Source organism: Gilliamella sp. G0441 (assembly GCF_050589305.1).
GTDB lineage: Bacteria > Pseudomonadota > Gammaproteobacteria > Enterobacterales > Orbaceae > Gilliamella.
Genome location: NZ_JBNRJF010000003.1, coordinates 45630 through 68627, shown reverse-complemented (window position 1 = coordinate 68627; position 22998 = coordinate 45630). Strand labels below are relative to the sequence as shown.

General features: G+C 28.9%; 18 protein-coding genes. 1 reads left to right on the top strand and 17 read right to left on the bottom strand.

Translation table 11 applies throughout. From position 1 onward, the window contains the following. Positions 1-11: 11 nt before the first annotated feature. From ACKJXD_RS03855 to ACKJXD_RS03795, 13 genes are all read right to left on the bottom strand, one after another. The gene (locus ACKJXD_RS03855) at positions 12-1916 is read right to left on the bottom strand and encodes an ATP-dependent DNA helicase (protein WP_430875588.1); all 1905 of its coding nucleotides are present in this window, start codon (positions 1914-1916) and stop codon (positions 12-14) included. Positions 1917-2219: 303 nt separating this feature from the next. Beyond that, positions 2220-3413, bottom strand: coding sequence for a glycosyltransferase family 9 protein (locus tag ACKJXD_RS03850; RefSeq protein ID WP_430875587.1), 1194 nt, complete (start codon positions 3411-3413; stop codon positions 2220-2222). A 32-nt stretch (positions 3414-3445) separates the two neighbouring features. Beyond that, a complete protein-coding gene (locus tag ACKJXD_RS03845; protein ID WP_430875586.1) occupies positions 3446-4408 on the bottom strand; it encodes a glycosyltransferase family 8 protein in 963 nt (320 codons plus the stop codon). 55 nt (positions 4409-4463) lie between these two features. After that, entirely contained in the window at positions 4464-5453 is a 990-nt protein-coding gene (locus ACKJXD_RS03840) for a glycosyltransferase family 2 protein (protein WP_430875585.1), read from the bottom strand. 120 nt (positions 5454-5573) lie between these two features. Continuing rightward, a complete protein-coding gene (locus tag ACKJXD_RS03835; protein WP_430875584.1) occupies positions 5574-6554 on the bottom strand; it encodes a glycosyltransferase family 8 protein in 981 nt (326 codons plus the stop codon). 71 nt (positions 6555-6625) lie between these two features. Continuing rightward, positions 6626-7702 (bottom strand): glycosyltransferase family 10 domain-containing protein, encoded by a 1077-nt coding sequence (locus tag ACKJXD_RS03830; protein WP_430875583.1) that lies wholly within the window; start codon positions 7700-7702, stop codon positions 6626-6628. Positions 7703-7783: 81 nt separating this feature from the next. After that, on the bottom strand, positions 7784-9550 hold the full coding sequence (gene msbA / locus ACKJXD_RS03825) for a lipid A export permease/ATP-binding protein MsbA (RefSeq protein WP_430875582.1): 1767 nt from the start codon (positions 9548-9550) through the stop codon (positions 7784-7786). A 20-nt stretch (positions 9551-9570) separates the two neighbouring features. Next, positions 9571-11307 carry a lipid A export permease/ATP-binding protein MsbA gene (msbA, locus tag ACKJXD_RS03820; RefSeq protein WP_430875581.1) on the bottom strand — a complete coding sequence of 579 codons (1737 nt, stop codon included), beginning with the start codon at positions 11305-11307 and terminating at the stop codon, positions 9571-9573. A 427-nt stretch (positions 11308-11734) separates the two neighbouring features. Continuing rightward, on the bottom strand, positions 11735-13741 hold the full coding sequence (locus ACKJXD_RS03815) for a DUF4422 domain-containing protein (protein ID WP_430875580.1): 2007 nt from the start codon (positions 13739-13741) through the stop codon (positions 11735-11737). 6 nt (positions 13742-13747) lie between these two features. Next, a complete protein-coding gene (gene glf, locus ACKJXD_RS03810) occupies positions 13748-14875 on the bottom strand; it encodes a UDP-galactopyranose mutase (protein ID WP_430875579.1) in 1128 nt (375 codons plus the stop codon). A gap of 2 nt (positions 14876-14877) precedes the next feature. After that, entirely contained in the window at positions 14878-15849 is a 972-nt protein-coding gene (galE, locus tag ACKJXD_RS03805; protein WP_430875578.1) for a UDP-glucose 4-epimerase GalE, read from the bottom strand. Beyond that, positions 15849-17147, bottom strand: coding sequence for a UDP-glucose dehydrogenase family protein (locus ACKJXD_RS03800; RefSeq protein WP_430875577.1), 1299 nt, complete (start codon positions 17145-17147; stop codon positions 15849-15851). The genes galE and ACKJXD_RS03800 overlap by 1 nt, the downstream gene beginning before the upstream one ends. Then, the gene (locus ACKJXD_RS03795; RefSeq protein WP_430875576.1) at positions 17147-18106 is read right to left on the bottom strand and encodes a UDP-glucuronic acid decarboxylase family protein; all 960 of its coding nucleotides are present in this window, start codon (positions 18104-18106) and stop codon (positions 17147-17149) included. Before ACKJXD_RS03795 ends, ACKJXD_RS03800 begins: the two co-directional genes overlap by 1 nt. A 472-nt stretch (positions 18107-18578) precedes the next feature. Here ACKJXD_RS03795 and ACKJXD_RS03790 point away from each other — a divergent pair, with 472 nt between their 5' ends. Beyond that, entirely contained in the window at positions 18579-19472 is an 894-nt protein-coding gene (locus tag ACKJXD_RS03790; RefSeq protein ID WP_430875575.1) for a hypothetical protein, read from the top strand. Here ACKJXD_RS03790 and rfbD read toward each other — a convergent pair. The 4 genes from rfbD to rfbB are packed head-to-tail and all read right to left on the bottom strand — an operon-like array spanning position 19464 to position 22824. After that, complete coding sequence (rfbD, locus tag ACKJXD_RS03785) at positions 19464-20330, bottom strand: dTDP-4-dehydrorhamnose reductase (protein WP_294829662.1); 867 nt, start codon at positions 20328-20330, stop codon at positions 19464-19466. The genes ACKJXD_RS03790 and rfbD overlap by 9 nt on opposite strands. A gap of 7 nt (positions 20331-20337) precedes the next feature. After that, positions 20338-20868 (bottom strand): dTDP-4-dehydrorhamnose 3,5-epimerase, encoded by a 531-nt coding sequence (gene rfbC / locus ACKJXD_RS03780; RefSeq protein WP_294829661.1) that lies wholly within the window; start codon positions 20866-20868, stop codon positions 20338-20340. Then, complete coding sequence (gene rfbA / locus ACKJXD_RS03775; protein ID WP_294829660.1) at positions 20849-21748, bottom strand: glucose-1-phosphate thymidylyltransferase RfbA; 900 nt, start codon at positions 21746-21748, stop codon at positions 20849-20851. Before rfbA ends, rfbC begins: the two co-directional genes overlap by 20 nt. Before the next feature lie 14 nt (positions 21749-21762). Beyond that, positions 21763-22824 carry a dTDP-glucose 4,6-dehydratase gene (gene rfbB / locus ACKJXD_RS03770; protein WP_294829658.1) on the bottom strand — a complete coding sequence of 354 codons (1062 nt, stop codon included), beginning with the start codon at positions 22822-22824 and terminating at the stop codon, positions 21763-21765. Between the last annotated feature and the right edge of the window lie 174 nt (positions 22825-22998).

The window sequence follows — 22998 nt, the reverse complement described above, 5'->3', positions numbered from 1 at the left end:
GTTTTTACAAATTAGTGTTTAGTTAGCAAAAAATCAATAACCTTATCTAGATCACGTGTTCGTGGTGATGGTGGCAAGCTATTAAGAAATATTGCGCCATAAGGTCTCATGACTAAACGATTATCACAAATAATGATTGCCCCTCGATCATCATGATGACGAATCAATCGCCCTACCCCTTGCTTTAAAGTGATAACCGCTTCGGGTAATTGCACATCATTAAAAGCATCGCCGCCTTGTAATTGGCAATCTTCCATGCGAGCTTTAATCAAGGGATCATCTGGTGATGTAAAAGGTAATTTATCTATAATAACACAAGAAAGTGTATCTCCTCTAACATCGATTCCTTCCCAGAAACTACTGGTCGCAATCAATAACGCATTGCCACTATTAATAAATTGCTCTAAAAGTTTGACTTTACTGGTTTCACCTTGAACTAATACCGGTAACGCAGTTAGTTCACGAAACTGTTTGGCTAACGCATTCATCATAGCGTACGACGTACACAGAAAAAAACATCGCCCATTATTCGCTTCAATCACTGGTAACAATAGTTCTACCAATTTTTCTGCAATACCATGTTCATTCGGTGAAGGCATATAACGAGGAACACACATAATCGTTTGATGCAAATAATCAAACGGACTTTCTAATATTAACGAATCAGCATTCGTTAATCCTAAACGCTGAGTAAAATAGTCAAGTTGATTATTCACAGACAAGGTTGCTGATGTAAATATCCAGCTTCCTTTGCGTTCAGTTAGTAATTCCGTAAATTTATCTGAGACAGATAATGGCGTTAAAGCAAAAACAAAATGATTATAACTGGTCTCGTACCAGTAACTAAAGCCGGTTACATGTGTTTCTGTTAGTCTATCAAGCAACGTTTTATATTGATTAACACGATCAAAACAATTATCTAAGGCTGATGAACGCCCAACCGCTAATAATAAAACCTCATGACAAAAATTCAACGTATCAAAAAGGTAAGCTATCTCTTTTTTGACTGGTTCTTGATTGAACAATAACCGTAGATTTCCTTTAGATGCTTGTTGATTGATCACAAGACGGAGATCTTGCGTGCATTTTTGCAATTTATCGGCACACTGCTGCAACTGCGACATATCTTTAACTTCAGTTCGATAGGTAAGACTAATCTCTTTTGCTAAGTCAAAAAGCTGTCGACTGGTTAGTTGTTGCCCAAAATAGTGACAGGCAAGATCAGGTAATTGATGCGCCTCATCAAAAATCATTACCTCCGCTTTAGGTATGAGTTCCCCAAAACCGGTATCTTTTACAACAACATCGGCTAAAAATAGATGATGATTCACAACAACCACATCAGCATTCATGGCTCTTTTACGAGCTTTAACTACATAACAATCGTTGTAATGTTCACAATCACTACCTAAACAACTATCATTGGTGCTGGTTAATATAGGCCATATCGCATTGTCTTCTGTTACCGTCGTACATTTACTAATATCACCATCTTTAGTCTTGATTGACCAATTTTTAACGCGAGCTAAATCAACCCGTAATCCTTTATCAAGGTCACCGGCTGCTGCATACTGATGATATAATCTTTCTAAACAAAGATAATTTGCTCGTCCTTTTAATAACGAAATTTTACCGGTATAGTCTAACGCTTTTTTGATAATAGGCAGGTCTTTACTAAATAACTGTTCTTGAAGGTTTTTTGATCCTGTTGAAATTATAACTTTTTTATCACTACGTAACGCAGGGACTAAATAAGCAAATGTTTTTCCGGTACCTGTTCCCGCCTCAACAACTAATGATGTTTGATTTTTTATTGATTGTGAAATCTTACGTGCCATATTTCGTTGTGGTTCTCTTGCCACAAAACCATCAATAGCTTTCGCCAGCAAACCGTTCTCTGCAAAATCATCAATCACTAATATGCACCTGATTTTGAATATTCAAATATTAATAATTTTTTGAATGTGTTAAGTAAGCATTATACTATATTTTTGATTTTGAAAATCTATGAATAAAGCTAAACAATAATACATAAGTAAAAATAATGATTATAAGATTTTTATCATTATATTACAGTCATTAAATGTAAAAATATAGATATATTGTTTAAGGTATTAACTGAATAAAACTTGACGACATTCAATTTAACAGCTATTTTTTCAAATAAAAATTATAGTACTTTACTGAAAATATTTAAATTTAATACTATAACAAACTTATTAAATTAGATAGTCTTTAATATTTTTCGCAAACTCTTTTTTATCAACTTTTGTAAGAAAAGATTTATAAAAAACAATTTGTTTGGCATTTAAATTATTAGGCGCCCATAACTCATCATAGCAACATGGTAATTCAATGGATAATTTATGTTTTTTTAAATAAGGTTTATCGACGAGTTCATTACATGCTAATCGATAATATTCTTTCCATTTTTTCCTCATTGTTAAATTTAAATTATCAGTGTTTTCATGTAAAATTGTTTCTGAATAAATTGTTAAACAAGATAAACGAAACGCTGAAGTAATATGAACTATTGAGGTATCCACCGTGACAACATAAGAGGCACGTTTGATCAGTGAAATAACATCTAGAATAGAATTGGATATAAATTTTATTCCTAAGTTATCATCAATACTGATTAATTTGCTTGATTCGCCTATAAAAATAATTTGATCATCCGGTTTTCTTCGCTTTAATAATAAAACAATATATTCCATTTGCCATTTAGATAACTCTCGTTTTCTTGCTCCACCAAATGGATTAACAACTATAAATTTAGTTATATTATTTTTGTTGATAAAGTTTGTAACATATTTTTCATTATTGTCTGTTACATTTAGATCATAATCTAGTACAAAATTCTTAATATTTAAATAAGGATAGATACAATTGAATTGTTGAGTTATATGGGCATGATGATCATAATAGGAGATTGAAATATTGTAAGTCTTAACATTACTTTTATTGAATCCCATTAAATGAGTTGATTTTGTAAAAGCACAAAAAATTATTTTTTTTATTTCAAATGAATAATAAGGTCGTGAATCAATGACTAAATCGAAATGCTTTTTTCTAATTTTTTTTATTGTTTGAAATAGCTCTTTTATAGAAGAGTCATTATAACTGTAAATTCCTTTCACATAAGGGCTGTGCTTTACAATATCTAGACTTCCTAACTGAGAAGATACATAAACTTCATAGCCTGCTATTGCTAAATTTTTTATCAAAGCAGTTGTAACTACCATATCTCCAATTTTATCATTACGAGCAATTAAAATGTTTTTAATTTTAGAGGGTTCAAATACTTCATTCCTCCTAGGAAAGCAATAAATTAAAATTTTATAAAACATATTGACGAAATATAGTTTTATTTTTTTCCTAAAAAGTTTTATCTGCCAAAAATATTTATTCATACAACTAACTAATCCTGTTTGTTTAAAATTCTTTAGTTATTTAATTTTATTATTCTAAGTTTTAATAAAAAATATTTACTATAATATTGTAATGCTTTTAATAAATTCCTTTTTTTGAAAAAATTTTTAGCATAAATCCGATAATCATTTATTCTCATTTTAGGAAAGTAACTTTTTAATGGCTCGTTACTCCATGGTGTGAAATGTTTATAAAATATATATAAATTTTGCGCTAAACCAGCATGCTCTATATACCATGGCTTTCTAGCACCAGTAAAATGTATAATGTAAGGAATAGATTCTTTATGATAAAAAAATTGTTCTTTTTCAGACTCATTCATCCAAGTAAAAAGATAATTCCATTTGAAATCTATATATTTTACCTGATTCTGCAAAACCAAGTTTAGTGCATCTTGATCTGGATAAATGAGATGATACGATTGTGGATTTAATAAAATTGCATTTACTTTATTTTCTACATCACTGTCAACCCAATTTTTGGTATTAATATAGAGAAAACCTGAATTAAAATAATTATCTGTTTTTAGTTTTAAACGCTGAATATTTTTTTTAATAGAAATTGGATCTGGAGAATCAGAAATAACTGCACAAACAACTGAGTTTATATCAATCTGATTAATTGGGGAAATATCACGAAAACATAAAGTATCCGCATCCAAATAGATGAATTTATCAACTTCATTTTTTAATAAACGTGGAACTAAAATTCGAATATACATTGAACGATTAATATGTTTGAGTTTATGCTCATTTTTATATTGTCCCAATTCTTGTTGCTCAATGAAATAAAGTTTTATTGGTGCATCAAGCTTTTTAAATTTTATCAATTCACTTTCCTGAATATCATATAAAAAAATATGAAATTGAAAATTATTTTTAAAATTATTTAATTGAATTGATTTAATTGCTATAGCGACATACTCAAGATAATTACTATCTGAACAAAAAACAATGTTTATTATGTTATCTTTCATTTTTTAATATCCTACCCTAACGTTTATACCATTAAAAAAGCTTTAATTTAATAAGCTATTTTCCTGATTCAGGTCTGATATATCGATAGTATAAGCTTCCCCAAAACCATTTAATCAAATTATTACTTTTAACTATTCTCAATTTCTTGAGATCACTTTTTGACAAAAAATTTATATCAGCTATTTTTATAGAATCAGTAAAACTATAATCATTATTTAAATAATCTCGTATTCGATTGTAATCATAGTTTTTCAGATATTCAATTAATAATCTTACTTTCAATTTAACCACTATTGCCTGAACGATTTTTTTTACCTGTAAATGATCTTGTTTATTATAATTCTGATTCAAAAAAAACTGTATATGACTCCACGTTTCAATATTCTTCCGAAATAATTCAATAGTTGCAATGGAATTGGTTACTGATTGGCTGCGATACAAATAATTAAATAAATGCTCTTTAACCACAACTACGTCAGAACAAGAAATTGCCTTGATAGTAAAAAAAATGTCTTCACATACATTAAGATTAGCATCAAAAACAATTTTATTTTTAATCAAGAAAGTTTTTCGAAATAACATGCCCGAAATATGAAAACTTTTTTCAAGAAAACTTTTAAGGATATTCCCTTCATTAAATACACAGTTTTCTTTGATCTTTTCATTTTTTCTAGTGCGATAAAAACCGCAATAAACAATATTAGAATTGGTTTCTTGTTGACGCATTAGCATTTTTTCAAAAAAAGTAGGAGCATAAGTATCATCACTATCTAAAAAACAAATAAATTCCCCTGTAGCCTTTTCAATACCTTTATTTCTACTTGCAGATACACCACTGTTAGTTTGATGAAACACCATTGTTTTATTATTTTTTTTTTGATATTCATCGATAAATCGCCCCGTTCCATCAGTTGAACCATCATCTATAAGAATTATTTGATAATTTTGGAAAGTCTGATTTTCGATAGATTTTAGAGTTCGTTCGATAACTTCCCTAGTATTATATACTGGAATAATTACGGAAATAAGGGGAATATTGTTCATATATACCTTAATTATTTTATTTAGTTTAATTCATTCAAATTGATATTTAGAATATTATGATAAAAACAAATGTTCAATAATTGATTATCAATTTAATAAATTCAATCCTAACAGTATAGATTATTTTTTTGTCAATTTATGTTTCAAATATAAAAAATAATAAAAAAAAGCCTGAAAATATTTATGATACTTCCATAATATTTTTGCATAACGTCGTGTTGTAGAAGGCGAATTATTATTTGCCAATAATAATTTAGAATTATACCAAGGGGATATATCAATATATTTTTGGTAAATAGGTGTTAAATAAAGCCTAAACCAGGGTTTACTTCCAGAAACATAATGTATAAAGACCGTTTCATCGTTAGTTCTTTGATGATCTTGATAACCACCGACAGTTAATAAAGTAATTCTATTATATTTATAGGGTAGGTAATAAATATTATTCTTTAATAATAGATTTAATACATCCTGATCTGGAAATTTATACGCAATTCCTTCATTTAATAAATCAAGCGCCTTTTCAGAAATATTAGCGCGATTCCAATTGTCAATATTGTATAACATAACTCCAGAGTTGAAATAACTTCCATACTTTAAGTGAATTTTTTCGCACTGAGAAATTTGGGTACTTTCTACATCAGGTACAGCAGCAATAATCTTTTCATCTAAATTATAATTAAATAGCTCTTCTAATGAATTTAAACAAAGTGTATCACTATCAACGTAAAGCAACTTATTGATTTCAACTGGCAATATTAATGGCGCAATGATTCTTAAACAAGCAGAAATGGGAAAATATTTGGTGTTATTAGCATGAATTTTAAAACGGTTATTAATGTAGTATTGAGTAATTGAAACATTTTCTGAAACAACTTGAGCAAATTTTTCCTGATTTTCTTTAGAAATGTCTTGCATGAATAAATGAAAATGCAGGAATTTGTTTTGGTTATTAGCAATAATAGATGAAATATTAACACCTGCTGGTAATGCATAATGATCATCAAAACATAGCAATATATGCCATTCTTGATTGATATTTATGTTACCATTGACGATGATAGATTTTTTATCTTCAACAAGACCATTAACATTCATCATTTATCATTTCCATGTTTATACTTATTAATACCCGTCATATTTTAAATTGGAATTCTGCATTAATAAACGATTTAAAAGCAATCTTTAATATATGTGTTGTACATATAATCTTCATTATTTGCAAATTTTTGAACAGCAATAAAATTCTTCATTATGGCATTTTTTCGAGATAAGTAATCTTGTTCCGAACACTGTTTAATAATATACTCAATATTATCAATTTGGTTATCATTTATTCTAATAATCCCATCTTCATCAAAAAATTGCCCTATTTTAGTGGCACCAATATAAATAGGCACAGTTTGTGTAGCAAAACAGTTAGTTAATTTTTCCGTAAAACAATAAGCAGAAATTTCATTTTCAAAAACAATAGAATAACGATAATCTTTCAATGTTTCATAAGGGTCAACAAATCCACCACCATCAAAAGTTCCAAATGTATCCACTTTGGGATTATTTTTTAGTTTCAATGCTGTTAACACTCTTTTGAGATGTAGGTCACATAACTTTTTGTTTGATGATAACATTGATATATCTTTACTTTTTTCATAAAAAAGATTTTTCTGAAAAATTTCATCCAAATTTGGTAATGTCATAAAATCGCTTAAGAATAGTTTAATATCTGCACAAAATGGAACAAATCTGGCATTTGGAATTTCATTTAATAACTTTTCATCATAAGTGAAAATCAGATCAAAATCTTTTTCTAAACCTCTGTATTTCTCAAATATATTATAACTATCAGGTTTAATGCCTTTAGTTTCAACTAGTGCACCAAAACGACCTCTAGGGGATCCCATTGTCTCTAACATTCGTCCATGAGTATAAACATGTAAAGGTAATTCAAAATTATACTTATCCCAATAAATCGTATTACTCGTTTGTGATGAAGCATTGGGTTTATAGTTATCTCTTAAAAAAATAACTCTTAATCGTTCACCTTTTTTATTATAAATTTCTGGCTCATCAGAGCATAAATGAACATTATGTTTATATATAGGAATATAAATATTTTGGTAAACTTTTGCATTTTTTTTACATAGCATATAAGAAGGGTTGCTTCCATATTTTTTTTTGAGAAAATATTTCTTTTTTTTATCATTTACAAATAGACAAACAAAATCCGTAACAACCCTTTTAAAACTCATCTGATATCCTGCATTGCTAAATTTACAAAATTTTATAATCTAAGACATTGATAATATAATTTTCAAAAGTAATCAGTAAACCTAAAATTGATTTACATGATATAATTTTGCATAAAGACCTTCTTTTTTTAATAATTCCTGATGCGTTCCTTTTTCTACTATCTGTCCAGAGTCAATAACTAATATTTCATCAGCATTTTCAATAGTTGATAATCGATGCGCAATTACAATTGATGTGCGTCCTTTTTGTAATTCATGTAATGCTTTTTGAATTAAATGCTCTGATTCCGTATCTAATGCAGAAGTAGCTTCATCTAAAATTAAAATTGGATAATTCCGCAAAAGTGCACGTGCTATTGCAATTCGTTGCCTTTGCCCACCCGATAATAATATACCACTTTCCCCAACTTTTGTATCGAAACCATGCTCACTTTGCATAATAAAATCATATGCATATGCTTTTTTAGCTGCTTCTTCTATTTGTTGTTGTGTATATTCGCCAACTTTTCCATACGCTATATTATTAGCAATAGTATCATTAAATAGATGTACATTCTGCGATACCAGACCAATTTGGTTATGTAAACAATGTAGCGTAAAACTACGGATATCGTGTCCATCAATGGAAATTTTCCCAAGGGAAGTATCATAAAAACGTGTGATTAAACTTGCAATTGTTGTTTTACCGGATCCTGAACGCCCGACTAAAGCAACGGTTTTGCCAGCTGGAACAGTAAAACTAATGTCATTTAAAGCAAGATCTTGTCGTGTTTGATAACCAAATGAAACATGATTAAAATCAATATTGCCATTAACTCTTTCAATATTTATTGAGCCTTTATCCTCTGCTACAGGTTGTTCTAAAATAGCAAATAGAGTTTGGCAAGCTGCCATTCCCTTTTGAAAATTAGCATTAACGCTAGTCAAATTTTTAATTGGTTGCATTAATGCCACTAATGATGAAAAAACAACTGTAAATTCACCTGGAGTAATATTTAAATCAGGATTACTAGCAGTCAATAATACAAAAGCAATAGCTAATGAGATAACTGATTGAATAATTGGTGTTGAAAGTGCAGATATTGAGACTAAACGCATCCCATCTCGGCGAAATTTATTACTTACTTTTTCAAAGTTTTTTTCTTCTTCTTCTTGTGCTCCAAAAATGATAATTTCTCTATGTCCTTTTAACATTTGTTCTATTGACATAGTCACATTACCCATAGAGTTCTGCATATTTTTTGCTAATTTTCTAAACTTAACTGAAATAAAAGTAATAAGACTAATAACAACTGGAGTAATAACAATCAGCGATAATGATAATTGCCAACTATTGTAAAACATTGTATAAAAAAGACCACAAATAAAGGCTGATTCACGTATTATAGTAATTAAAGCATCAGAAGAAGACGCGGCAACTTGATCTGTATCATAAGTTATTCTTGATAGTAATCGTCCTGTTGACGCGCTATCATAAAAACTAACAGGCGCATCAACAAAATGAGCAAAAAGCCTTTGTCTTATACGCATCACTATTTTTCCAGATACTAATGCTAATAATACCGAATAACCATAATTTGCTACACCTCTTGCTAATACTAACACTAATATATAAATTGGAGCCATATACAAAAACTCTTGGTCATTCATTGAAAACCCAAGGTCAAGTAATGGTCGCAATAAACCAATCAAATAGGTATCTGCAAAAGCACTAATAATGAGTAAAATTATCGATATCATTAATACAAATTTATGTTTTGCAATATATGGCCATAACTTTAGAAAAGTTCGCCATGTTGATGAATCTCGATCAATATTAACAAGATCATTATGTTTATTTTGCGTCATATTTTTCTTTATTAAATATCCTATGAATTAAATTGCATTTTATGCATTAAAGCATAAACACCATCTTGCTCAATCAGTGATTGATGATTTCCATCTTCAATAATTTGACCTTTATCAATGACTAAAATTCGATCTGATTTTTCAATCGTTGATAAACGATGAGCAATAATAATAGAAGTTCTATTTTTTTGTAAGACTTCTATTGCTTCTTGCACTAATCGTTCTGATTCATTATCAAGCGCTGATGTTGCTTCATCTAAAATTAAAATTGGATTGTTACGTAATAAAACTCTTGCTATAGCTATACGCTGTCTTTGTCCACCAGACAATAATACACCATTATCACCTATTTCAGTATTGATCCCATGTTTTAATTTATCAATAAACTCCATTGCATTTGCAAGTCTAGCTGCTTTGATAATTTCATCTTCGCTATAGTTTCCTTTTTCACCATAAGCAATATTATCAGCTATCGTACCATTAAATAAATATACTCGTTGAGAAACATAACCAATCTGTTTACGTAATGATTTTAACGTATAATCTTTAATATTAATATTATCTAAAAGAATTTCACCTTTATCTATATCATAAAATCTAGGAATTAAATTTGCCATAGTTGATTTACCTGCCCCAGAACGACCAACTAAAGCAATAGTTTGGCCCGCCTCTATTGATAAATTGATATCATCAAGAATTGGTACGCTTGATGTAGGATATTGATAAGTTACACCTTTAAACTCAATATTTCCATTGATTTGTTTCGCTTCGACCTTTCCATTGTCTTCTTCTAGTGGTGTATCTAAAAGACCAAATAGCGATTCACAAGCTACCGCACCCTTTTGCAACTCAACGTGTAAACTTGTTAATTCACGAAGAGGTCGCATAACGGCGATCATTGCAGAAAAAACGACAGTGAATGACCCCGGAGTAATATCCAAACTTTGACTTGCAACTAAGTACAATATAAAACCTAAACCTGATGTTGCAATTATTTGTATAATCGGCGTTGATAATCTGGAAACTAATTCAATTTTTAACATATCGCGTCGAAAAATATCAGTGATCTTGTTAAAATTAGATTTTTCATATTCCTGCGCATTAAATATTAAAACATCTTTGTGACCTTTTAGCATTTCGTCAGCAGCTGTTGTTATTTCTCCCATGCCTTTTTGCATTGACATTAATGTTTTTCTGAATTTTTTTGCAATGATTTGAGCGACGAGAATAATTAATGGCACAAGAATAATGAGTACTAATGCTAATTTCCAACTTCCATAAAACATTACAAAACAAAGACCAATTGCATAAGTTATCTCTCTGACAAGAATAATCAATGCATCGGAAGATGCTTTAGAAAGCATTTGTGTGTTATAAGTAATAATAGAAACAAGGTCACCTACAGTATGCTTATTATGAAAATTTACAGAGCTCTTTACAAGATGATTAAATATCATTTGTCTAAATTTAGTGACAACTTTTCCTGATAACCAAGAAAGACAATACGTTGAAGCATAATTAGACAATCCACGTAAAGCAATTAAACCAATAATGGCTATAGCTATTGAAATCAATATAGCGTAATTCTTGTTCATTAAACCATTATCAAGTAAAGGTTTAGTAAGTGATATTAAGGTAGAATCAGTAATAGCATTCAATATAAGCCCTATTATCGCAACAAATAAAGCTTTTTTGTGTGGTTTTACAAATGGCCAAAGTTGTATAAGGGCAGTCAAAGAGTTATATTTTTTGGGCATATTTTAAATATTTAAAAAAGAATATTAGTTAGATTATACTATAAAAATTTAGTATTAATTAAATTATTGAACTTTTCTAATTAAACTATGATTTAAAATTAGTAAATATGAAAAAATTAATGAATAAGAGTGAACAGTAGATAAATTATAGATCAACTTCATAAAATAATACTCTAATTTTCCATAACAAATTAAATAAGCATAATTAGAACAAATGCAATTTTAACTCTAATTTTTTTGGAAAAATTTATAAAAACTAGTATTAATCTCAAGATACATATTAAAAATACTATTTGTATTCATGAAGATATGATTTAATTCATATCTTCATATTTTAAAAATATGATAAATTTTTTCAAATTCAGGACATTTATGTATTAAAAAATATATACTAATAATTAAAAATAAATAGCTATTAAAACTTTTTTTATAAATTTTTAATCAAACGGCGAACATAAGCAATTTTTTCTTTAAATTTTTTCCTTTTTTCTTTATATCTCTTACGTTTTTTTCCCCAGCATATTTTAGATAATATTTTATAATATACATATTTAGCTCGAATTTTATTATAATTAAAAATATCTTTAAATTCTTTAGATAATACAGTTTTATCAGATACATCAGTATCCATATTTTGTAAATTTTTTTTCAAGTTATCAAAAATAATTCGTTCATAAAAAATCGTTTTTCTAGCATAAAACCAAAAATCTGAAGCTAAATCATTATTCGGTTGAAACCAAGGTTTAACGGCACCAGCATAATGAATGATATAAGGTTTATGTCGACTCTCTATATACTCGTTTAATATTGAACAAGGTAATTTGTTCTTCCAATTCTTATCCCATATAGGAATTTGATATAAAACATTCCATTTTAAATCTAGGAATTTAACTCTATTTTCACAAACAATATTTAAAATGTCTTGATCAACTAAAACGGGATTTTCAATTCTATCTAGTGTATTAAGAAATGCTTCCAGAGAGTTCTCTGTAATCATTTGTTGAATATTAAAAATAAGAACGCCTGAATTAAAATAATTTTCAATATTTCTAATATCTAATTTATTGGTTACATAATCATACCAAAAACCATTATCTATACGATTTAAAGTTAATCGCATCATCTCGACATCCTTGACTGCTGCAATTAAAAAATTTGATGATAAATCCGTGTTATATAATTCACTTATATCATGATTAACAATTAAATCAGTATCAATATACACAATTTTTTGATAATTTTGAAAAATGTAAGGGATAAAAAAACGATAATAAACAGCCTTCGAAAAATGTCCTATTACAAAAAACTTATCTAAAAGTTTATCAGATAAAATATTTTCAATATCAATAAAACGTATAGAATGATTATCTTCATTAGCAATTGATAAAATTTCTTTTTGTTGCCAAATACTAATATTTGATTGAAGAATAACAATATCATAATTATACATTTTGTTTGCATTAGCAAGTAAAGAAGTAATTGCTACACCTAAATAATTTACATAGTTTTTATCACAAGATAAAACGATCGCAATATTATTTTTTTTAAATGCAGGGCGAAGAAATTCACGTTTCACATCGTAATCGGTATTATGTACAAATGTTCTTTTTAGCTCCAAAGATTTATAATTATTATTTTGCATCAGATGAGTATACCAAATACCAAATAACCATTCAGATATATAAGCTAATGCTCTAATTTCTTGAATATTATATTTTGATGTATTAATAAATTTTTCTGCTTCAAAAATAATTGAAAAAAGCCATTTTGCATACTCATTGAACAATTCTTTTTTAAGGATAAAAATATTTGCAAAATAAGCAAAACGTGAAGCATTATATTCTTTAATACTATAACTGTATTCAGGATATAAACGCTCCACTATATCAAGAACTAAATCATAATCTTTTATATGTAATATATCGGGAGAAGTTCTACGATAATGATCATAAGTATTTTTCATGCCCATTCTAGTAACATCAACTTTTTCACCGACTATAACATCATATTCTTTTACTAACGAATTGATATTTTCTTCAGTTAATCCATATTTATCTATATATTCATCATTTATAACATCAGAATACAATAATCCAACATCGTTAGCTTTTTCTTCACATTTTAAATTGAAGCATAAATGTCTTCGATAATGCATGAAACCTATATAATCAGGATTATTCAATTTATCAAAATTCTTCCAGGCCCAATAAATAGATGTTAGCTCACAGAGTTCACGATTTTTTTCTGATATATTATCTCCCGTATCATCGCCAATCATATTTGATAATAACCATTCATAATCAACTTCATCATTTGTTTCATCTTTAGACACTTTACTTACTAAAGATCTTCCCAAATGTATAGGAATAAAAACATCATTTTTTAATAGTGTACTTGGTTTATGATAAGAGACTAATATTTTTAATCCTGACATTTATTTTCACCTATTAATTTCGTCTAAAGTATTGAATAATGTTAATGCTCTTTCAACAACTTGGTCCATATTATAATATTTATAGTCGGCCAAACGTCCTAAAAAATAGATATTTTTCAATTGTTTGGCTTTTTCAAGATATTTATTATACAGTTGATGATTCCTAGCATTTGGAACAGGATAATATCTTTCATTAACACCTTTTTGATAGGCTTCTGAATATTCATATGAAACTATGGTACTTTCAGAGCGTTCATCTAAAAAATATTTATATTCAACACTTCTTGTAAAGTCATAGCTTTCTGGATAGTTTATTTGTGGACCTGATTGAAAGTATTCTTTATCATAATTAACAAATCTTAAATCTAAACTCCTATAGGGTAATTCACCAAACTCATAATTAAAAAATTCATCTATTGGCCCCGTAAAAAAAAGACGTTCATACTTTATTAATTTTTGGATTTCAGAAAAATCAGTATGCAACTTTACACTAATTAATGAGTTGTTAAGCATGTTTTCAATCATTTTAGTATATCCATATGAAGGAATAGCTTGATATTTATCCTGAAAGTATCTTCCATCCCTACTTATATAAATTGGTACACGTGAACTAACTGATTTATCTAAATCTTCAGGCTTAACTCCCCACTGTTTAATAGTATAACCAAGAAACACCTTTTCATAAATAAATTCGGCTAAAAATTTTAAATCAGCATCATCACTTTCATTTAATTCTAAAATAGGTATTTTTTTGTTAAAACCAAAATGTTCTATTACTTTTTTCTCTAATCTATCTGAGATAAATTTTGGAAAAACTTTATGAATAGAATCTATATTAAAAGGAATATTAACTTCATTACCATCAATAACAGCCTTAACTCTATACATGAAATAATGCCATGAAGTAAATTGACTCAAATAATCCCAAACTAGTTTATTATTTGTATGAAATACATGAGGACCATACTTATGAACATTTATTTTTGAAATGCTATCTTTATAATCATAGATATTTCCTCCAATATGTGAGCGTCTGTCCAAAATCAATACTGGTTCATTCAATTGACTAGCTATTCTTTCTGCTATTACTACTCCTGCTAAACCACAACCAACAACTATATTTTTATAATACATATTTAATATTTCCTATTTAGTTCCCAAGTCCAAGCTGTAGATATAATTTCTCTAATATCATTATATTTTGGTACCCAACCTAATATGTTTTTTGCTTTATCATTAGTTGCAAATAGTTGAGCTGGATCACCTTTACGTTTTGCAACATATTCAACTGGACATGTTTTACCAGTTATTGCTTCAGCCGCAGATATAATCTCTTTAACAGAGGTACCAATACCTGTACCTAAATTAATACAACCTGAGTAATTATCTAGTTTCTCAATCGCCAGTTGATGAGCTATTGCTAAATCTTCAACATGGATATAATCTCTTATGCAAGTACCATCAGGAGTATTATAGTCTGCACCAAAAACCTTTATTGGTTTATCTTGATTAATAATTGCTTGTAAAACTAACGGGATTAAATGTGTTTCAGGAGAATGACTTTCACCTATATCTCCATCTTTAGAACAACCTGCGGCATTGAAATATCTTAAAGATATATATTTCAAATTATACGCCTTATGATAATCATACAGTATTTTTTCAATCATTAACTTTGAACGACCATAAGGGTTTATAGGATCTTGTGGATGTGATTCATCTATCGGGATATATTTAGGTTCCCCATAAGTTGCACATGTACTTGAAAAAACGATTTTTTTAATGTTATTATTTAACATAGCTTCAAGTAAATTTAAAGTTCCTAATACATTATTTTCATAATATTTCTTAGGTTCTATTACACTTTCACCTACATATGCAAAAGCAGCAAAGTGCACAACAGAATCAATATGATATTTATTAAATACCTCATTTAATAAATTTTTATCCATTAAATCAACTAGTTCAAAATATGAAGCCTGAATTGCTTCTTTATGTCCATAAACTAAATTATCAATAATTATACAATTGTAACCACTTTTTGATAGCTGTTTTACAGTATGTGAACCAATGTATCCTGCACCACCTACTAGTAATATATTCTTCATTATTTACCTATCCTATTATAGGAAAAGCCTAATTTTTCAACGATTTCAAGATCAAAAAGATTACGTGTATCAAATATAATTTTATTTCTCATTTTTGATGAAATTCGCTCTAAATCACAACATCTAAAATCATCCCATTCAGTCAATATGACTAAAATATCGGCATTATCAGCGACAGAATACATATCATCTGCAAATTCAATTCTATCACCAAGAATTTCTTGAGCATTTTTTATTCCTTTCGGATCAAATGCTATAATATCAATATTACATTTTAGTATTTCAAAAATTATTTCCATAGCTGGACTTTCTCGACAATCATCAGTTCCACCTTTAAATGCGAGACCCAAAACTGCAACTTTAGGTGATTTTATATGACTAACTTTAGAAATTATTTTTTTGGCTATATTTTGTTTACGTTTTTCATTACCTTTTATAGCAGCTTCGATAAGAGTTAAATCCACACCATTTTGCTTAGCCATAAAATGCATAGCATGTGTATCTTTTGGAAAACAGCTTCCACCATAGCCTGGCCCAGGATTAAGAAACTTATTTCCAATACGGGAATCTAATCCCATCCCTTTTGAAACCTCCTGAATATCAGCATTTGCTTTTTCACAAAAATCAGCCATTTCATTAATATAATGAATTTTTATGGCTAAAAATGCATTAGATGCATATTTTATTGTTTCGCTAGATCTTCTTTTTACAAATAATAGCTCTGATTTTTCCGCAAATGGTTGATATAATTCCCTTAGTAATAATTTAGCTCTTTCTGAATCGGTACCTATGACAATTCTATCAGGATTAAAGAAGTCATAAACAGCAAAACCTTCTCTTAAAAACTCAGGTAAAGATACTACATCAAAATCTGCTTGTGGATTTGTTTTAGTAATTAAACATTCAATAGCATCACCAGTACCGACAGGAACCGTTGATTTTGTTGCAATGACAGTATATTTATTTAAATATTGGGCTAGTTCTGTTGCAGCGGCATGAACATATTTCATATCTGCTTCTTTGGTAATAGGGTGAGGAGGGGTACCAACTGCAATTAAAACAATATCAGCATTATTAATTCCTTCTTTCATTGAAGTTGTAAAATGTATATTGCCATTTTGTAAATTCTTTTTTAAAAGATCTTCTAATCCATTTTCAAATAGAGTAATTTCACCTTTTCTTAATTTTTCTATTTTTGATTTTTCTCTATCAATACATATTACTTTATGACCTAAGTCAGCTAAACCAACGCCAGTAGGCAAACCCACATAACCAGTTCCAATAATAGCAATTTGCATTATTTTTTACCTCTGCTTTGTATTTCATTTTTAAAATATTCAATTGTTTTATCTAGACCTTCATCGAGATTGATTTGAGGACACCAACATAATTTTTCTTTAGCTAACGAAATATCGGGTCTACGCTGTGTTGGATCATCTTTAGGTAAATCACAATATCTAAGTTTTGAGTTTCCACCTATTTTTGCTATTACCTTTTCGGCAAGTTCCTTAATAGTAAATTCCCCTGGATTACCAGTATTAACAGGTCCGACAAAATCATCAGGACTTTGCATCATTTTAATCATAGCGTCGATTAAATCATCGACATAACAAAATGATCGAGTTTGCGTGCCTTGTCCATAGATAGTAATATCTTCACCTCTTAAAGCTTGACAAATGAAGTTACTCACTACACGCCCATCTTTAGGGTCCATACGAGGACCGTAAGTATTAAAAATACGAATTACTTTTATTCGTACATTTTCTTCGCGATGATAATCAAAAAATAAACTTTCAGCACAACGCTTTCCTTCATCATAGCAAGCTCTTATACCAATAGAATTAACATTTCCACGATAACTTTCATTTTGTGGATGCACTAAGGGATCTCCATATACCTCTGAAGTTGAAGCTAATAAAATCTTAGCATTCTTTTTTTTTGCTAATTCTAAAAAATTTATTGCACCATATACACAAGTTTTAGTCGTCATTATAGCTGCTTTTCCTTGATATGCTGGAGGTGAGGCAGGGCAAGCTAAATGATATATTTCATCGATGGATTCATTAAGTTGAACTGAATCAATTACATCATGTTTTATAAACAAGAAATTAGGATGATTAATTATATTTTCCAAATTTTTCATCCTACCTGTATAATTATTGTCTAAACAAATAACTTTATTACCTTCGTTAATTAATCTCTCACATAAATTTGCTCCAAGAAATCCACTTCCACCTGTTACCAAAATGCTTGCCATTCATTATCTCCGATATTAATAACTCTATTATTTATTTGACTAAACAGATAATTGCTTTTTACATTTCTATTCCTTTACTTTTTTAATTTATCTTTGAAATTTTCTTAAATTCGTTTTAATTTAACGATTCCAGAATAAAGGATTTTTGTTCTGTTTTTAGCAATTTTTTTTTTTGCGCGCATGAGTATAACTATTTTAGCTTATTTTTGACAATAAATTTTGTAATAATTTCAGTTAAAATGGGATAGTAATAGATTTCTTAACATATTTTTTCATTAATAACTGAATAAAACTCCATATAAATAATACTAAAAGTTAAGTTATTTTTGGAAAAAATATTTGGTTTTTTTGTAAACAATGTTACTATTAATAAATTATCATTATTAATGAATATTTTCCATACCTAGCCTTCATGGTTTTTTTGATATATGCATCATATTCCATATACTAAAATTTATTAAGAAGTTAGCAAATGAATATAACAACTATAATCATTTTATATAATTCCAGTATTGAAGAATCTAGTACTATTCAATCTTTACTTACTTCAAATATTACTAATATTAATTTAAAAGTTATTATTTGGAATAATGGTCCCAAACCTTTAATGAAAGATGAATATTTAAAATTTAAAAATATTTTTGATTCTTATAAAATTCAACTTTCAATATTTGAAAATATTCATAATATAGCTTTAAGTAAAATATATAATTTTTTCGTAACTAAGAAGCAGTTTGATTTTTTTTCCATTTTAGATCAAGATTCCAAATTAAGTTCAGATTTTTTTCAGAATATCAAAAATAATAGTGACTATGATGTAATTGTTCCAGCGATCTACTCATCTGGTTGGAGAACTAAAGAAAATTCTTTATGTTTTCCAATATACCATAAATCACGAGATCTGTTTGATAAACAAATTTTTGAAATGGGAGAAATTGAATCTATTTCATCTGGACTAACAATATCAAAACGATTAAAAGATCGTTTAAATGAAAATAATAATCAAATTTTTAACGAAAGATATGCACTTTATGCTATTGATACATGCTTTTTTATTGACCTAAAATCACTAAGTGATTCAATTTACAAAGGAATTTGCTTAGGCAAAATCGATCACTCCTTAGATTTTAAACTACAAAATCCCAATAAAATCAGCTCATCAAGAAAACTTGAGATGGAATATTCTAAAGTTTTGAACAAAATTTTATATGCTAAAAAAAGCAAGTTAAATGTTTTTCTTTATCTACTTAGAAAATTAGTAAAGCAGAAGTATTCTTTTTACGTATTCATAAAACTTGTTAAATGTCTTATTAAGCATAAACACCCTAGATCTAGTATTCCAATAACAATGAAACAATTACTCTAGTTTAATCTTAGATATAACATGGACTAAAGCTTTCTTCCAATCAGATCCTTCTATATTTAATGATCTTATTTTATCCATGTTTAAAACTGAATACAGAGGCCTTTTTGCTTTAGTAGAATATTGACAAGTCAAAATAGGTTTAACTATTGGCTTTTTGATTCCAGTTAAATTTAACTTTTCTGCAATTGAAAATATTTCTAAACAGAAATTAAACCAACTTACAATTTGGTCACCACAATAATGATAAATACCACCACGGATATTATTCATAAGAATTTTTAAAATTGCATTTGCAATATCTCCAGCATAGGTAGGACATCCTAACTGGTCATCAATAATAGATAATTTATTATGTTTCAATGAAAGTGTTAACATTGTTTTGACAAAATTATTGCCATATTCACTAAATACCCAAGAAGTTCTTATTACAATTGCTGAAGGATCATGTTGAATAACCGCAAGTTCGCCTTCTCGTTTTGTTTTACCATAAACATTAATTGGATTAGTTAAATCAGTTTCAAAATAAGGCGTTTTTTTTGTTCCATCAAATACATAATCTGTTGAGATATGTATTAATTTAATTGAATATTTATTTGCAACTATAGCTAAATTTTGCGGTCCAATAGCATTTACCTTATAGGCTAATTCATCCTCATCTTCAGCTTTGTCAACTGCAGTATATGCAGCCGCATTGACAATGGCATCTGGTTTGCTTATAGCAATGCAAGCTTCAACCGCTGAGAGATCAGTTATATCTAATTCTTGACTATCTTTTGTAATTAATGACCAATCATGAGGGAATATATCTTGAAAACAAGATCCTAATTGACCTTTTACTCCAGTTAATAACACTTTCATAAATTAATTATAATTCCTTTAAATGTTTACCAAGTTTATCTTTTGAGGATAATATAGGTGTTAAAATCGGCCAATCAATATTAACTTCTGGATCATTCCAGAGTAAACATCCTTCAGATAAAGGATCATAGTAATTAGTACATTTATATTCAAAATCTGCAATATCTGATAATACTACAAAACCATGTGCTAATCCCGGAGGGATCCATAATTGAGTTTTATTATTTTCTGAAAGTACAACACCAACCCATTGCCCATAAGTTTTTGAATTTTTTCTAATATCTACTGCAACATCAAAAACCTCACCTCGAACAACTCTCACAAGTTTACCTTGAGGGTTTGAATATTGAAAATGCAATCCTCTTAAAACATTTTTTTGGGAACGTGAATGATTATCTTGAACAAAATCAAGTTGTATTTCTAACATTTCTTGATAACGTTTTTTTTCAAATGTTTCTAAAAAAAAGCCTCTTTCATCCCCAAAAACTTTAGGATGTACAATTTTTACATCTGGAATATCAGTTTGAACAATTTTCATCACAACCTCTATTATAAGGAGCTATCAATTTTGCTAAGTATTGACCATATAATGTTTTACTTAAATAAGTAGCCTCTTCTTTTAGCTGTTCAATAGTTATCCAATCGTTTCTAAATGCTATTTCTTCTAAACAAGCCACTTTTAGACCCTGCCTTTTTTCAATGATTTGTACGAATGATGATGCCTCAAGTAAACTATCATGCGTTCCAGTATCAAGCCAAGCAAATCCACGCCCAAGAATTTCTACATTTAAAAGTCCTGCATCTAAATACATTTGATTGAGCGTAGTTATTTCTAATTCCCCTCGATGAGAGGGTTTTACTTGTTTGGCCATTTCAACCACATTTTCATCATAAAAATAAAGTCCGGTTACAGCCCAGTTTGATTTCGGTTTGGTAGGCTTTTCTTCTATTGATAATGCTTTAAAGTGTTTATCAAATTCAACTACACCAAATCTCTCAGGATCGACGACTTGATAACCAAATATTGTTGAACCGTATTGTTGATGTACAACTTTTGCTAATTTCATTCCAAAACTTTCACCAAAAAATAAATTATCTCCAAGTACCATTGCGCAACGTTGTTTCTCAATAAAATCTTCTCCAATTAAAAAAGCTTGAGCCAAACCTTCTGGTTTATGTTGCTGAGCATAACAAAGTTTTATGCCAAAACGAGAACCATCACCTAGTAATCGTCGAAACATAGGTAAATCTTCCGGTGTTGTAATAATTAAAATATCACGAATACCAGCTAACATCAGTACAGATAAGGGATAATAGATCATAGGTTTATCATAAACTGGCAACAATTGCTTAGAAACCCCACGAGTAATAGGGTGAAGACGAGTACCTGAACCACCGGCCAATACAATACCTTTCATAAATATACCTATTATTAAATAATACCTTGACGTGTTCTTGAATATGATCCATTTTTTATACGATCACACCAATTTTTGTTATTTAAATACCATTGAACTGTTTTACGCATACCTGATTCAAAAGATTCTTTAGGCTTCCAGCCTAAATCATTAAATATTTTAGACGCATCAATAGCATATCGTTTATCATGCCCAGGTCTATCTGTTACATAAGTTATGAGATCTTTAAATTGCTTAATTCCTTCTGGTTTTATGGCTACTAATTCTTCAAGTAATTCACAAATTATATTAACGACATCAATATTTCTTTGTTCATTATTCCCACCGATATTATAAGTTTCGCCGACTTGTGCTTTGGTAGCTACGAGATAAAGGGCTCTAGCATGATCTTCCACATATAACCAATCTCTTATTTGATGGCCATTACCATATACTGGTAATGGTTTACCTTCTAGCGCATTAAGTATCGTTAATGGAATAAGTTTTTCTGGAAAATGGTAAGGACCATAATTATTTGAGCAATTAGTAATAATTGTGGGTAAACCAAACGTCCTATGCCATGCACGAACAAGATGATCGCTAGAAGCTTTTGACGCAGAATAAGGGCTACTTGGAGAATAAGGAGAATTTTCAGAAAATAAATCTTTTGTTCCATGCAAATCACCATAAACTTCATCAGTTGAAATATGATGAAAACGAAATACTGATTGCTTGCTCTGTGTCAACGTTCGCCAATAAGCTAAAGATGCTTCTAATAACGTATATGTGCCTATAATATTTGTTTCAATAAAAGCTGATGGATGATCAATTGAGCGGTCAACATGGCTTTCAGCAGCAAGATGCAAAATAATATCAGGACAAAAATCATTAATTACATGATCTAATGTTGATCTGTCACAAATATCAATTTGTTTAAAATTGAATCTTGTATTTTTAGATATTTCTTCTAATGATTCCAAATTCCCTGCATATGTTAATTTATCAATGACTAAAACTTCATCTTGAGTATTTTCAATAATATATCTAACTAAAGCAGAACCAATGAAACCTGCCCCGCCAGTAACGATTACCTTCATTCAATATTCCTCATTAAACTTATTCGTGAAATGATAATAACAAAGTTAATAAATAGCAATATTTAGAATAAACTATTCATAATCTTTCAATTCCCAGTGATATTGTAATTTTGACATCTACATCTTAAGAGATTGTATTTACAATTCTATATATGTTATATTGTTGCCAATTTC

Coding starts and splice junctions, on each gene's coding strand:
- ACKJXD_RS03850 (WP_430875587.1), bottom strand. CDS start 3,413: ATGAATAAATATTTTTGGCAGATAAAACTTTTTAGGAAAAAAATAAAA.
- ACKJXD_RS03845 (WP_430875586.1), bottom strand. CDS start 4,408: ATGAAAGATAACATAATAAACATTGTTTTTTGTTCAGATAGTAATTAT.
- ACKJXD_RS03840 (WP_430875585.1), bottom strand. CDS start 5,453: ATGAACAATATTCCCCTTATTTCCGTAATTATTCCAGTATATAATACT.
- ACKJXD_RS03835 (WP_430875584.1), bottom strand. CDS start 6,554: ATGATGAATGTTAATGGTCTTGTTGAAGATAAAAAATCTATCATCGTC.
- ACKJXD_RS03830 (WP_430875583.1), bottom strand. CDS start 7,702: ATGAGTTTTAAAAGGGTTGTTACGGATTTTGTTTGTCTATTTGTAAAT.
- msbA (WP_430875582.1), bottom strand. CDS start 9,550: ATGACGCAAAATAAACATAATGATCTTGTTAATATTGATCGAGATTCA.
- msbA (WP_430875581.1), bottom strand. CDS start 11,307: ATGCCCAAAAAATATAACTCTTTGACTGCCCTTATACAACTTTGGCCA.
- ACKJXD_RS03815 (WP_430875580.1), bottom strand. CDS start 13,741: ATGTCAGGATTAAAAATATTAGTCTCTTATCATAAACCAAGTACACTA.
- glf (WP_430875579.1), bottom strand. CDS start 14,875: ATGTATTATAAAAATATAGTTGTTGGTTGTGGTTTAGCAGGAGTAGTA.
- galE (WP_430875578.1), bottom strand. CDS start 15,849: ATGAAGAATATATTACTAGTAGGTGGTGCAGGATACATTGGTTCACAT.
- ACKJXD_RS03800 (WP_430875577.1), bottom strand. CDS start 17,147: ATGCAAATTGCTATTATTGGAACTGGTTATGTGGGTTTGCCTACTGGC.
- ACKJXD_RS03795 (WP_430875576.1), bottom strand. CDS start 18,106: ATGGCAAGCATTTTGGTAACAGGTGGAAGTGGATTTCTTGGAGCAAAT.
- ACKJXD_RS03790 (WP_430875575.1), top strand. CDS start 18,579: ATGAATATAACAACTATAATCATTTTATATAATTCCAGTATTGAAGAA.
- rfbD (WP_294829662.1), bottom strand. CDS start 20,330: ATGAAAGTGTTATTAACTGGAGTAAAAGGTCAATTAGGATCTTGTTTT.
- rfbC (WP_294829661.1), bottom strand. CDS start 20,868: ATGAAAATTGTTCAAACTGATATTCCAGATGTAAAAATTGTACATCCT.
- rfbA (WP_294829660.1), bottom strand. CDS start 21,748: ATGAAAGGTATTGTATTGGCCGGTGGTTCAGGTACTCGTCTTCACCCT.
- rfbB (WP_294829658.1), bottom strand. CDS start 22,824: ATGAAGGTAATCGTTACTGGCGGGGCAGGTTTCATTGGTTCTGCTTTA.